Source organism: Streptomyces sp. NPDC005878 (assembly GCF_040629815.1).
Classification (GTDB): Bacteria; Actinomycetota; Actinomycetes; order Streptomycetales; family Streptomycetaceae; genus Streptomyces.
In genome coordinates this window covers 1-12,627 of sequence record NZ_JBEXWK010000050.1, presented here as the reverse complement: position 1 = coordinate 12,627, position 12,627 = coordinate 1, and the positions used below count along the sequence as shown (strand labels likewise).

Below are 12,627 nucleotides of genomic sequence, written 5' to 3'. Positions count from 1 at the left end.
CGCCCCTTCAAGGCCCGGATTTCGGCTGCCGGCCGGTGGACGGTTGCTCGCGCCGTTCCCCGCGCCCCTTTGGGCGCCCCTGCGGGGCGATCGGGTGGGTGGTCGCGTCCGTGCGAGGGAGTCGCATTGTGTCCCAGCCCCGCGGCCCTATAAACCCGTGGCCGCGCCGGCTGTTCCGGGTGCGGCCGGACCCCTTAGGGGCGCGGGGAACTGCGCGACCAGCCCACCACCGGTCCGCAGACAGAGTCCGGGCCCTGAAGGGGCGCGGGGAACTGCGCGAGCAACCACCCACGACCCGCAGACGAAAGACCGGGGCCCGGGGCGCTGGGGCGCAGCCCCGCGGTGTTCAGGGGCGCGGGGAACTGCGCGAGCAAGCCAACGCGGTCCGCGGTCGAAGTCCCGGCCTTCCAGGGGCCCGGGGGCGAAGCCCCGGCCAGCCGGGGTGCGGGGGCGGTAGCCCCGCCCGCCAGGGGGGCCGGGGCGGAGCCCCGGGGGAAATGCTCGTCCTCCGCCCCCACCCGCCCCCGTTTAGGGGAACGGGCGGGGTGGGGGATGGTCACATGCGGGCGATGTTGCGTTCGTACACCAGGCGCAGCCCGATCAGCGTCAGCCACGGCTCGTGTTCGTCGATCACGTGTGCCTCGCCCAGCACCATCGGCGCCAGCCCACCCGTCGCGATCACCGTGACGTCGGACGGGTCGCCCCCGGGACCCACCAGCTCGCGGGCCATCCGGGTCACGACCCCGTCGACCTGCCCGGCGAACCCGTACACGATCCCCGCCTGCATCGCCTCGACCGTGTTCTTGCCGATCACCGCCCGCGGCCGGGCCAGTTCGATCTTGCGGAGCTGCGCGCCCTTGACGCCGAGCGCCTCCACGGAGATCTCGATGCCGGGGGCGATCACCCCGCCCGCGTACTCCCCGCGCGCGCTGACCGCGTCGAACGTCGTCGCCGTGCCGAAGTCGACGACGATCGCCGGGCCCCCGTACAGCTCGACCGCCGCGACCGCGTTGATGATGCGGTCCGCGCCGACCTCCTTGGGGTTGTCCATGAGAATCGGAACCCCGGTCTTGATGCCGGGCTCGACCAGGACCGCCGGGACGTCGCCGTAGTAGCGGCGGGTGACCTCACGCAGCTCGTGCAGCACCGACGGCACCGTCGAGCAGATCGCGATGCCCTCGATGTTGTCGCCGAGCTCCGCCCCCAGCAGCGGGTGCATGCCCATGAGGCCGTTGAGCAGGACCGCCATCTCGTCGGCGGTGCGCCGGGGATCGGTGGAGATGCGCCAGTGCTCGACGACCTCCTCGCCGTCGAACAGGCCGAGGACCGTGTGCGTGTTGCCTACGTCGATCGTCAGCAGCATCGGTTACTCCGCCTCGCGCAGATCGAGGCCGATGTCGAGGATCGGGGCGGAGTGGGTGAGCGCGCCGACCGCCAGGTAGTCGACGCCCGTCGCCGCGTACGCCGCCGCGTTGTCCAGCGTGAGGCGGCCGGAGGACTCCAGGAACGCGCGCCCGGCGACGAGTTCGACGGCGCGGGCGGTCTCCTCGGGGGTGAAGTTGTCCAGCAGGATCAGGTCCGCGCCCGCCTCAAGGACCTCCCCGACCTGGTCGAGCGTGTCGACCTCGACCTCGATCGGCACCTCCGGGAACATCTCCCGTACGGCCTTGAACGCCTGGGCGACGCCGCCCGCGGCCACCACGTGGTTGTCCTTGACCAGCGCCGCGTCGGACAGCGACATCCGGTGGTTGACGCCGCCGCCGCAGCGCACCGCGTACTTCTCCAGGGCGCGCAGCCCCGGCGTCGTCTTGCGGGTGTCGCGCACCTTCGCGCGCGTGCCCTCCAGGGCGTCCGCCCACGCGCGCGTGGCGGTGGCGATGCCGGAGAGGCGGCACAGGATGTTCAGCGCGCTGCGCTCGCCGGTGAGCAGGTCGCGGGTGCGCGTGGTGACGCTGAGCAGCTTCTGGCCCGCCTCGACCCGGTCGCCGTCCGCGACGTGCCGCTCGACCTCGAACTCCTCGGTGCACACGATCGACAGGATGGCCTCGGCCACCCGCAGGCCCGCGACCGTACCGGCCTCGCGCGCGGTGAAGTCGCCGGTGGCGACGGCGTCCTCGGGGACGGTCGCCGCGGTCGTCACGTCCACGCCGCCGTCCAGGTCCTCCTCGATGGCGACGTGCGCGATGTCCTCGACCTGGACGGGGTCCAGGCCCGACTCGGCCAGCAGCGCGGCCAGCGTGGGGTCCAGGCCGCACTCGTACACGTCCTCGTCGCCGCAGCCGCAGTCGTCGCCGCAGCCGCCTTGGCTCGCGGGGACGCCGATCTGGATCAGCGGTACGTCCACCGGCTCGGGACGGTGTTCGTCGGGGGTGCTCACGGTTACGGCTCCCTGGGGGCGTCGAGGACGGTCGGGGGGAAGTCTGCGGAATCGGTACGGAGGACGTCGAGCGTACGGTCCGGGGTCACCCGGACGACGAGGTGGCGGCGCCAGTCCGCGTCGTCCCGGTCGGGCCGGTCCTCGCGCCAGTGGCAGCCACGGGTCTCCTCGCGGGCGGCGGCCGCCGCGACCAGGACGCGCGCGACGAGCAGCAGGTTGGTGGTCTCCCACGCGTCCACGCCCGGCTCGGCGGCCTTGCGCGCGTCCGGCCCGTCGGCGTCGGACCGGATGGCCTCCAGGCGGGCGGCGGCCCCGGCGAGGCTGTCGGCGGAGCGCAGCACGCCCGCGCCGCGGGTCATGATCCGCTGGATCTGGATACGGGCCTCGGGGGCGAGCAGCGGGCAGACGGGCGCGTCCTCGCCGGCTCCGGTGCCCCGGGCGGCGCTGGCCACGCGCGCGGGGCCGCCCGCGGCGATGTCGGCCGCGATGCGCTCGGCGAACACCAGGCCTTCGAGGAGGGAGTTGGAGGCGAGCCGGTTGGCGCCGTGGACGCCGGTGCAGGCGACCTCGCCGCACGCGTAGAGCCCCGGGACCGTGGTGCGGCCGTGCAGGTCGGTGCGGACGCCGCCGGAGGCGTAGTGGGCGGCCGGGGCGACCGGGATCGGCTCGGTGACCGGGTCGATGCCGTGGGCGCGGCAGGCGGCGAGGATGGTGGGGAAGCGCTGCTCCCACATCCGGGCGCCGAAGTGCCGCGCGTCCAGGTACATGTGCTCGGTGCCGTGGGCCTGCATCTGGCGGGTGATCGCCTTGGCGACGATGTCGCGCGGGGCGAGCTCGGCCAACTCGTGCTGCCCCAGCATGAAGCGGGTGCCGGTGGCGTCGACGAGGTGGGCGCCCTCGCCCCGTACCGCCTCGGAGACGAGCGGCTGCTGGCCCTCGGAGTCGGCGCCGAGGAAGAGCACGGTGGGGTGGAACTGGACGAACTCCAGGTCGGAGATCTCGGCGCCGGCGCGCAGCGCCAGGGCGACCCCGTCGCCGGTGGAGACCGCCGGGTTGGTGGTGGCGGAGAAGACCTGGCCCATGCCGCCGGTGGCGAGCACCACGGCGGGGGCGTGGACGGCCCCCACGCCGTCGTGCTGGCCCTCGCCCATGACGTGCAGGGTGATGCCCGCGGTGCGGCCGTCCTCGTCGCGCAGGAGGTCCAGGACGAGCGCGTTCTCGATGGTGCGCACCGCGCGCTCGCGGACGGCCTCGACCAGCGCGCGCGAGATCTCCGCGCCCGTGGCGTCACCGCCCGCGTGGGCGATGCGGCGGCGGTGGTGGCCGCCCTCGCGGGTCAGCGAGATGGCGCCGGAGCCGTCGGTGTCGAAGTGGGCGCCGGTGGCGATCAGCCGGCGCACCGCGTCCGGGCCCTCGGTGACCAGGGTGCGCACCGCGGCCTCGTCGCACAGGCCCGCGCCGGCCACCAGCGTGTCGTCCAGGTGCTGTTCGGGGGTGTCGCCCTCGCCGAGGGCCGCGGCGATGCCGCCCTGCGCCCAGCGCGTCGAGCCGTCGTCCAGCCGGGCCTTGGTCACCACCACGGTGGCGAGCCCGGCGGCGGTGCAGCGCAGGGCCGCGGTCAGGCCCGCCACGCCGGAGCCGACGACCACGACGTCCGCGTCGATGGCCCAGCCCGGCGCGGGCGCGTCCAGCCGTATGCCGGTCCGGGCCGGGTCGGCGGTGGTCCTGGTCATACGGGGGCTCCGAAGTTCAGCGGGATGTTGTCGATCAGGCGGGTGGTGCCGACGCGTGCGGCGACCGCGAGGACGGCCTCACCGGCGAAGCCGTCGCCGGCCTCGTCGAACGTCGACGGGTCGACCAGCGCCAGGTAGTCCAGGGCCAGCGGCGGATCGGCCTTCGCGGCCTCGTCCAGGACGCTCTGGGCGGCGGCGCGCACCACGGCGGGGGACGGACCGGCCGCCTCCACCGCGTACGCGTCGGCGGCGGCGCGGGCCTCGCCGAGCCGGGACAGCGCCAGGGAGCGCCCGGAGGAGGCGTGGGTGGCGGCGGCGCGCGCGCGGAGCGCGTGCTCGGCCGTCAGCCGGTCGCGGGCCGCGAACAGCGCGCGCGAGAGGGCGAGCGCGGTGGTGCGGTCCTGCGGCGAGAGGTAGCGGTTGCGGCTGGAGAGGGCGAGCCCGTCCGCCTCGCGCACGGTGGGCACGCCGGCGATCTCCACGGGGAAGTTCAGGTCCCGGGCCATGCGGCGGATGAGCGCCAGCTGCTGGGCGTCCTTCTGTCCGAACAGCGCGAGGTCGGGGGCGGTGAGGTGGAGCAGCTTGGCGACGACGGTGAGCATGCCGTCGAAGTGGCCCGGGCGGGAGGCGCCTTCGAGGCGCTCGCCCATGGGGCCCGCGGTGACGCGCACCTGCGGCTCGCCGCCGGGGTAGACCTCGTCCACGGAGGGCGCGAACACGGCGTCGGCGCCCGCCCGGCCGGCCACCTCGATGTCGGCGTCCAGGGTGCGCGGGTAGCGGTCGAGGTCCTCGCCCGCGCCGAACTGGAGCGGGTTGACGAAGACGGTGACGACGACCTGGCCGCCGGGGCCGACGCTCTCGCGCGCGGTGCGCACGAGCGTGGCGTGCCCCTCGTGCAGGGCGCCCATGGTCATGACGACGGCGCGGCGGCCGGTGCGCTCCAGGGCGGCCAGCTCCGCGGCGGTGCGGACCAGAAGGGTCATCGGTTCTCTCCGTCCGCGAGGACGCCCAGCAGGTCCTCGGCGAGCTCGGGCTTCAGCAGGCCGTGGGCGAGCGCCCGGTCGGCGGTCGTACGGGCCATGGCGAGGTATCCGGCGACGGCGCCGGGGGCGTGCTTGCGCAGCTCGGCGACGTGCGCCGCGACCGTGCCCGCGTCGCCGCGCGCGACGGGGCCGGTCAGGGCCGCGTCGCCGGAGCGCAGCGCGTTGTCGAGCGCGGCGCCCAGGAGCGGGCCGAGCATCCGGTCGGGGGCGGTGACCCCGGCCAGGCCCAGCAGCTCCATGGACTGGGCCACCAGGGTGACCAGGTGGTTGGCGCCGAGGGCGAGGGCCGCGTGGTAGAGCGGGCGGCTGTGTTCCTCGATCCACTCGGGCTCGCCGCCCATCTCGATGACCAGCGCCTCCGCGGCGAGGCGCAGCTCCTCGGGCGCGGTGACGCCGAAGGAGCAGCCGGCCAGGCGCTGGACGTCGACGCCGGTCCCGGTGAACGTCATCGCGGGGTGCAGGGCCAGCGGGAGCGCCCCCGCGCGCGTGGCGGGCGCCAGGACGGCCGTCCCGTACCGCCCGGAGGTGTGCACGAGGAGCTGGCCGGGGCGGACGGCGCCGGTCTCGGCGAGGCCCTCCACCAGGCCCGGCAGGGCGTCGTCGGGGACGGTGAGCAGCACCAGGTCGGCGGCGGCCAGCACCTCGGCGGGCGGCACCAGCGGCACGTCGGGGAGCAGAGCGGCGGCGCGGCGCACCGAGGCGTCGGACACGCCGGATACGGCCACCGGGCGGTGCCCGGCGAGCTTCAGCGACGCGGCGAGTGCGGGTCCGACCCGGCCGGCACCGACGACGCCGACGGTGAGGCGGGCTGGGCGGGTCTCTGGTTGTGCGTTCACGCGGTGCGGGCCTTCCGTTCCAGTCCGCGAGGGGTACCGGACGATTTCCCCGTCATGCTACGCCCAGGTTTCGAGCAACCCCCGTGACTGTCCACAGGCTGTGGGTGATGATCGGACCATGGAAGATCAGCACGGTGGGGAAGAGCGGCAGGGCCGGATCGGGGACGGCCCCGGCGGGAACGGTCCGCAGGCCGCCCGCGCGGGCGACGGCGTGGAGCAGGACGCGCGCCTGCGCAGGATCGCCGCCTGGCGCGCCTCGGAGCGGACCCTGTGCCGGATGCCGGGCGAGTTCAGCATGGGCGAGCGGCTGACGGCCCTGGCCGCCGACGCGCGCGCGGTGTACGACACCGACGAGATGCCGGACTTCTACGGCGACGGCCCGGTGGCCGAGCTGGAGCGGCGCACCGCCGGACTGCTCGGCTTCCCGGCGGCGGCCTTCTTCCCGACCGGCACCATGGCCCAGCAGGCCGCGTTGCGCGCCTGGGCGGGCCGCACCGGCAACGCGACCGTGGCGCTGCACCCCCTGGCCCACCCCGAGGTGCACGAGCGGCGCGCCTTCGGCACGGTCAGCGGGCTGCGCACGGTCCACCCCACGACCGCGCCCCGGCTGCCCACGGCCGAGGAGGTCCGGGACTTCGAGGAGCCGTTCGGCACGCTGATGCTGGAACTGCCGCTGCGGGACGCCGGGTTCGTCCTGCCCACCTGGCAGGAGCTGACCGACGTGGTCGAGGCGGCCCGGGAACGGGATGCGGTGGTGCACTTCGACGGCGCGCGGCTGTGGGAGTGCGCCGTGCACTTCGACCGCCCGCTGGAGGAGATCGCCGGGCTCGCGGACAGCGTCTACGTGTCGTACTACAAGACGCTGGAGGGCCTGTCCGGGGCCGCGCTCGTCGGACCGGAACCGCTCGTCGACGAGGCCCGCGCCTGGCGCCACCGATACGGGGGCCAGCTCTTCCAGCAGTATCCGGCGGCCCTGTCGGCGCTGGTCGGCCTCGACCGGGTGCTGCCCGAGCTCCCCTCGTACGTCGCCCACGCGCGCGTGGTGGCCGAGGGGCTGGCGGACGGCTTCGCCAAGGCGGGCGTGCCGTGGTTCCGGATCAACCCCGGGGTGCCGCACACCCACCAGTTCCAGGTGTGGCTCCCGTACGAGGCGGACGCCTTGGACGAGGCCGGGCTCGGCCAGTCCGAACAGACGGGCGTGACGCTCTTCCGCCGCTGGTTCCCGGCGCCCGCCGGGCCGCCCGGTGTCGCCTACACCGAACTGACGGTGACGAAGCCGGGCCTCGCGTGGTCGGTGGAGGACGTACGGGACGCGGCGGCCGAGTTCGTACGGAGGCTGGCTCCCGGGGCGGCCTAGGCGCCCGGGGCCCGCTCTCAGCGGCAGGCGGGGGTGCGGGGGCGGGGCGAGGGCAGGAGGCGGCCGAGGGCGGCGCGCAGGCGGCCGTGGGCGAGGTGGCCGGCGAGGACCGCCTCGAAGCGCCGGTAGTCCCGCAGTTCGCGCAGGGTGCGTACGTCGTGCGTGCCCGGCGGCGGGGGCGGGGCCTGGTCGAGGCGGGCGGCGCGGTAGGTGTCGAGCATGTGCTGCTGAATGGCGTCCATGCATCCAGGCTGCGCCGCTCGCGGCCGTCCGTCGCGCCGATTGACCAGGGGCGTCAATTGAGGGGGTTGGGGCGGGCGCAGTGGGGGGCTGGGCCGGGGTGCGGGTCGTGCTTCGGCCGCGGGTCGTCTGTGGCCGGTCGCGCAGTTCCCCGCGCCCCTGACTGGCTGCCGCACCACGCACCCCCACCCCCCGGGGTCACCCCACGCGCAGCAGGAGCTTCCCCGTGGACGTGCGGCTTTCCATCAGGTGGTGGGCCTGTGCCGCCTCGGACAGGGGGAACTCCGCCGTCACCGGGAGGCGCACCCGTCCGTCCGCCGCCAGGGCGAACGCGCGCGTGGCCAGATCGCGCAGGGCCTGCGGGGCGCCGGACGCCAGGCCCAGGATCGAGAAACCGGCGACCGAGCGGGCGCCCGGGTAGAGCTCGGGCTGCCCGACCCGCCAGGGCTCCTCGCCGCCCGCGTTCCCGTACGAGACCAGGCGCCCGAACAGGGCCAGCGCCTCCAGGCCCCGGCGCAGCGTCTCGCCGCCGACCGGGTCGAGGACCAGGTCCACGCCCCGGCCGCCGGTCGCCCGGCGCACGTCCTCGGCGAAGGAGTCGGTGAGGAACACGTCGTCGTAGCCGTGCTCGCGCGCGTAGGCGGCCTTGGCCTCGCTGGAGACCACGCCGTAGACGGCGCCCGCGCCCGCGAGGCGGGCGATCTGGCCGACCGCCGTGCCGACGCCGCCCGCCGCGCCCTGGACCAGGACACTCTCGCCGGCCCGCAGCCGGCCCACCTCGTGGACCAGCGCGTGCGCGGTCGGCAGGACGGTGGGGAGGGTGGCGGCGGCGCGCAGCCCGACGCCCTCGGGCACGGGGAAGACGGTGGCGGCGGGGACGACGGCGACCTCCGCGTAGCCCCCGCCCCCGGACATCGCCGCGACCTCCTGCCCGACCGCGAACCCCTCGACGCCCTCGCCCAGCTCCCGTACGCGCCCGGAGACCTCCAGTCCCGGCACGAACGGCAGGGACGTGACCCGGTACCCCTCCGAACGGGCCTTCACCTCGGCGAAGTTGACCCCGGCCCAGACGACGTCGACGGCGACCTCACCGGGGCCGGGCCGGGGCGCCTCCGTCTCCACCGGCCGCAGCACTTCCGGACCACCCAGCTCGCTGACCTGAATCGCACGCATGACGCGGAGCCCCCTCGGCACCTAAAGTGTTCAATGAAAGTCGAACACTCAGGAGTGTACGACGTTCGTCGAACACTGGGCAAGGGCGGACCGCCGACTCCGCCCCGGGAGGAAGGACACCGATGACCCATCGCGCGGCACCCGAACACACCCACCCCGACAAGGTCCCGCTGATCACGGCCCTGGACGCGCTCGGCGACCCGGTCCGCCTCCAGCTCGTGCGCGAACTGGCCGGGTCGAAGGAGTGGACGCGCAGTTGCGGCTCCTTCGACGTGCCGGTGCGCAAGGCGGCACTGAGCCACCACTTCTCGGTGCTGCGCGCGGCCGGGCTGGTCGAGCAGCGCGACGACGGGCCCAAGCGGGTCAACCGGCTGCGCCGCGAGGAGTTCGACCAGCGCTTCCCCGGACTGCTCGAACTGGTCCTGCACGTCGACTGAGGGCGGGCGGGCCAGCCGGCGGTTCAGAGCCCGCCGGCCCGCACCAGCCCCGACTCGTACGCGAGGACGACCACCTGGACCCGGTCCCGCAGCCCCAGCTTCGTCAGGATCCGGCCGACATGGGTCTTCACGGTGGCCTCCGAGAGGACCAGACGCGCCGCGATCTCGCCATTCGAGAGGCCCTGCGCGACCAGCAGCATGACCTCCCGCTCGCGCTCGGTCAGCTTGTCCATGGCGCCGCCGGGGCCCTTCTCCTTGCCGGTCGAGGGCAGCATCGGGGCGAACCGGTCGAGCAGCCGCCGGGTGGTGGAGGGCGCCACGACCGCGTCGCCGCTGTGCACCGAGCGGATGGCGCCGAGCAGTTCGGCCGGCGGCACGTCCTTCAGCATGAAGCCGCTGGCGCCCGCCTTGAGACCGGAGAACGCGTACTCGTCCAGGTCGAAGGTGGTCAGGATCAGCACCTTGGGGGGCGTCTCGGCCGCGCAGATCCGGCGCGTCGCCTCCACCCCGTCCAGGCGCGGCATGCGCACGTCCATGAGCACCACGTCCACGGCGGTCGCGCGGAGGATCTCGATCGCCTCCGCGCCGTCGCCCGCCTCCGCGACGACCTCCATGTCCGGCTGGGCGGCGAGCACCATCCGGAAGCCGGTGCGCAGCAGCACCTGGTCGTCGACGAGCATGACTCGGATCGTCATCGGGTCCCTCTCCATCACGGCGTACGGGGTCTTGGGCGTACGGGGTGTCGCGTACGGATCCTGCGTACCGGTGTTGCGTACCGGCTCTTCGGCGTACGGCACCCCTCGGGCGTACGCGGTACTACGTGGCGGGCTTCAGCGGCAGCAGGGCGCTGATGCGGAAGCCGCCGCCCGGCCGCGGTCCCGCGTCCAGGGTGCCTCCCACCATGCCGACGCGCTCGCGCATGCCGATCAGACCGTGCCCCTGGCCGTCGGCGCCGCCGTCCTCGTACATCTCGTGCGCCGCGCCGCGGCCGTCGTCCTCGACCAGCAGGCCGAGCCCGTCGTCGAAGTAGACCAGCCGGACGCTGGCGCCCGCCTCCGGGCCGCCGTGCTTGCGCGTGTTGGTCAGCGCCTCCTGCACGATCCGGTACGCCGTGAGCTCGACGCCGCTGGGCAGGGGGCGCGGGGTGCCCTCGATCTTGAAGTCCACGGTGAGCCCGGCGGTACGCACCTGCTCGACGAGCTCCTCGATCTGCTCGACGTCGGGCTGCGGCACGTACTCCCCCGCCTCCCGGTGCTCGCCGGTGCGCAACACGCCGAGCAGGCGGCGCATCTCGGCGAGCGCCTGGCGGCCGGTCATCGAGATGGTCTCCAGGGCGATCTTCGCCTGGTCGGGCGCGCTGTCCATGACATACGCGGCGCCGTCCGCCTGGACGACCATCACCGAGACGTTGTGGGCGACCACGTCGTGCAGCTCCCGGGCGATCCGGGCGCGCTCGGCGGCGACCGCGACCTTGGCCTGCGCCTCGCGCTCCTTCTCCAGGCGGGCGGCGCGCTCCTCCAGCTGGGCGAAGTACGCCCGGCGGGTGCGCATCGAGTCGCCCAGGACCCAGGCGAGGAGGAAGGGGACCGTCATCACGACGGCGAAGAACACGGTCTGGGCCGGGCTCGCCCCGCCGTCCGCGCCGTTGTCGCTGTAGTCGGGCCAGCGGACCATCGCGATCACGGCCGCGAGCAGCGAGCCCGCCAGGGCCAGCCGCGAGGCCCAGCGCTCGCCGATGGCGGCGGCGGTGTAGATGGAGACCAGCATGGCGAAGTCCGCCACGTTCGGACCGACGTCCAGGGCAAGCTGGGCCACGCCCAGCACGGCCGCCAGCACCACCGTCTTCTCGGGCGCGCGTCGGCGCAGCGCCACGGCGGCGCTCAGGCCCACGGCGATGAGCAGGGCCGCCGCGGTCGAGCCGTGGCCGACCCCGTTGGAGACGAGCGACATGCCGGAGATCCCGAGGAGGAAGACGGCCCAGAGGGTGTCCACCGCGGTCGGGTGCCTGCGGATGAAGTCGTAGAGGCGCTGCACGTAACCCAGCGTAGGGATGCCGGATCGGTGCAAGGGTCAACCGGAGGGTCGATCCGGGTCGCCGGGGCGTACTCCCCAAGGTGGAGGGCGCCTAGCCTTCTGCTGTGAATCACGAGGCGGGCGATGGCGGTGGCGGTGGCGGGCGGGACGGCGGAACGCCGGACGACCGGTCGGGCTGGACCGGCTGGTCCGGCTGGCGGGCGGCGACCGAGCGGGCCCTGTACGGCCCCGGCGGCTTCTATCTGCGCCCCGAGGGTCCCGCGGGTCACTTCCGTACCTCCGTCCACGCCTCACCGCTCTTCGCGGGGGCCGTGGCGCGCCTCCTGGAGGAGGTGGCCGGGGAGCTCGGGGGCGGCGAGGTGGCGTTCGTCGACATGGCGGCGGGGCGCGGGGAGCTCGTCACGGGCGTACTGGCGGCGCTGCCCGCCGGATTCCCCCTACGGGCGTACGCCGTGGAGCGGGCGGCGCGTCCGCCGGGGCTCGACGGGCGGATCACCTGGCTCGCGGAGCCGCCGTCCGGCGTCCGGGGCCTGCTGTTCGCCAACGAGTGGCTGGACAACGTGCCGGTGGACGTGGCCGAGGTCGACGCCGACGGCGTCGCGCGCGAGGTCCTGGTCCGCCCCGACGGCACCGAACGCCTCGGCGCGCCCGTTACCGGCGCGGACACGCGCTGGCTCGAGCGGTGGTGGCCGCTGCGGGAGCCCGGGGAGCGGGCGGAGGTGGGGCGCCCCCGGGACGAGGCGTGGGCGGCGGCGGTGTCGTCGCTGGCGGAGGGGCTGGCGGTGGCGGTGGACTACGGCCATGTGGCGTCCGCGCGGCCGCGGTACGGCTCCCTGACCGGGTTCCGGGGCGGCCGGGAGGTCGCCCCCGTGCCCGACGGCACCTGCGACATCACGTCCCATGTGGCGGTGGACGCCTGCGCGGGTCCCCGGGCGGACCTCGTCCTCCAGCGCGAGGCGCTCACGGCGCTCGGCGTCTCGGGCGCGCGCCCGCCCCTGTCCCTGGCGACGACGGATCCCGCGTCCTACGTACGGGCGCTGGCGCGGGCGGGGGAGGGGGCGGAGCTGGTGGGGAGGGGTGGGCTGGGGGACTTCTGGTGGGTGCGGGAGTGGGTGGGCGGCTCTTCGCGCAGTTCCCCGCGCCCCTGATTGCCCGCTTTCGTCCCCGGACCGTGGGTGGCCGGTCGCGCCGTTCCCCGCGCCCCTTTAGGGCCCGGATTTCGTCTGCGGGCCGGCGGGGGCTGGTCGCGCAGTTCCCCGCGCCCCTAAAAACCTTCGTTCGTCTGCGGCCGGGTGGGGGCCGGTCGCGCAGTTCCCCGCGCCCCTTGGGGGGTCGGCCGCAGCCGGGGAACTTGGAGCGGCCACCAGTTCTTCAGGGGCGCGAGGAACTGCGCGAGC

At 75.0% G+C, this 12,627-nt stretch carries 12 protein-coding genes; 3 read left to right on the top strand and 9 right to left on the bottom strand.

Going from position 1 to position 12,627, the window contains the following annotated elements:
* Positions 1 to 556: 556 nt before the first annotated feature.
* The 5 genes from ABZ404_RS38495 to ABZ404_RS38475 are packed head-to-tail and all read right to left on the bottom strand — an operon-like array spanning position 557 to position 5,989.
* Positions 557 to 1,363: a type III pantothenate kinase gene (locus ABZ404_RS38495; protein WP_358832504.1), complete on the bottom strand. Its 807-nt coding sequence runs from the start codon at positions 1,361 to 1,363 to the stop codon at positions 557 to 559.
* Between the two features lie 3 nt (positions 1,364 to 1,366).
* A complete protein-coding gene (gene nadC, locus ABZ404_RS38490; RefSeq protein ID WP_358832503.1) occupies positions 1,367 to 2,377 on the bottom strand; it encodes a carboxylating nicotinate-nucleotide diphosphorylase in 1,011 nt (336 codons plus the stop codon).
* A 2-nt stretch (positions 2,378 to 2,379) separates the two neighbouring features.
* Positions 2,380 to 4,110 (bottom strand): L-aspartate oxidase, encoded by a 1,731-nt coding sequence (locus ABZ404_RS38485; protein WP_358832502.1) that lies wholly within the window; start codon positions 4,108 to 4,110, stop codon positions 2,380 to 2,382.
* Positions 4,107 to 5,093: a pantoate--beta-alanine ligase gene (gene panC / locus ABZ404_RS38480; protein WP_358832501.1), complete on the bottom strand. Its 987-nt coding sequence runs from the start codon at positions 5,091 to 5,093 to the stop codon at positions 4,107 to 4,109. Before panC ends, ABZ404_RS38485 begins: the two co-directional genes overlap by 4 nt.
* Positions 5,090 to 5,989, bottom strand: a complete 900-nt coding sequence (locus tag ABZ404_RS38475; protein WP_358832500.1) for a DUF2520 domain-containing protein — start codon at positions 5,987 to 5,989, stop codon at positions 5,090 to 5,092. The genes panC and ABZ404_RS38475 overlap by 4 nt, the downstream gene beginning before the upstream one ends.
* A 118-nt stretch (positions 5,990 to 6,107) precedes the next feature.
* Between ABZ404_RS38475 and ABZ404_RS38470 the strand changes: the two genes are divergently transcribed.
* Positions 6,108 to 7,346: a beta-eliminating lyase-related protein gene (locus tag ABZ404_RS38470; protein WP_358832499.1), complete on the top strand. Its 1,239-nt coding sequence runs from the start codon at positions 6,108 to 6,110 to the stop codon at positions 7,344 to 7,346.
* 17 nt (positions 7,347 to 7,363) lie between these two features.
* On the opposite strand, the gene ABZ404_RS38465 is transcribed toward ABZ404_RS38470, so the two are convergent.
* Positions 7,364 to 7,588 carry a hypothetical protein gene (locus ABZ404_RS38465; RefSeq protein ID WP_358832498.1) on the bottom strand — a complete coding sequence of 75 codons (225 nt, stop codon included), beginning with the start codon at positions 7,586 to 7,588 and terminating at the stop codon, positions 7,364 to 7,366.
* 196 nt (positions 7,589 to 7,784) lie between these two features.
* Complete coding sequence (locus ABZ404_RS38460; protein ID WP_358832497.1) at positions 7,785 to 8,759, bottom strand: zinc-binding dehydrogenase; 975 nt, start codon at positions 8,757 to 8,759, stop codon at positions 7,785 to 7,787.
* A 122-nt stretch (positions 8,760 to 8,881) separates the two neighbouring features.
* Here ABZ404_RS38460 and ABZ404_RS38455 point away from each other — a divergent pair, with 122 nt between their 5' ends.
* The gene (locus ABZ404_RS38455) at positions 8,882 to 9,196 is read left to right on the top strand and encodes a helix-turn-helix transcriptional regulator (protein WP_358832496.1); all 315 of its coding nucleotides are present in this window, start codon (positions 8,882 to 8,884) and stop codon (positions 9,194 to 9,196) included.
* Between the two features lie 23 nt (positions 9,197 to 9,219).
* On the opposite strand, the gene ABZ404_RS38450 is transcribed toward ABZ404_RS38455, so the two are convergent.
* Together ABZ404_RS38450 and ABZ404_RS38445 are read right to left on the bottom strand one after the other, a co-directional pair.
* A complete protein-coding gene (locus ABZ404_RS38450) occupies positions 9,220 to 9,891 on the bottom strand; it encodes a response regulator transcription factor (protein WP_358832523.1) in 672 nt (223 codons plus the stop codon).
* A 121-nt stretch (positions 9,892 to 10,012) separates the two neighbouring features.
* The gene (locus ABZ404_RS38445; protein ID WP_358832495.1) at positions 10,013 to 11,230 is read right to left on the bottom strand and encodes a sensor histidine kinase; all 1,218 of its coding nucleotides are present in this window, start codon (positions 11,228 to 11,230) and stop codon (positions 10,013 to 10,015) included.
* Positions 11,231 to 11,448: 218 nt separating this feature from the next.
* On the opposite strand from ABZ404_RS38445, the gene ABZ404_RS38440 reads away from it, so the two are divergent.
* Positions 11,449 to 12,378: an SAM-dependent methyltransferase gene (locus tag ABZ404_RS38440; protein ID WP_358832522.1), complete on the top strand. Its 930-nt coding sequence runs from the start codon at positions 11,449 to 11,451 to the stop codon at positions 12,376 to 12,378.
* Positions 12,379 to 12,627 lie beyond the last annotated feature (249 nt).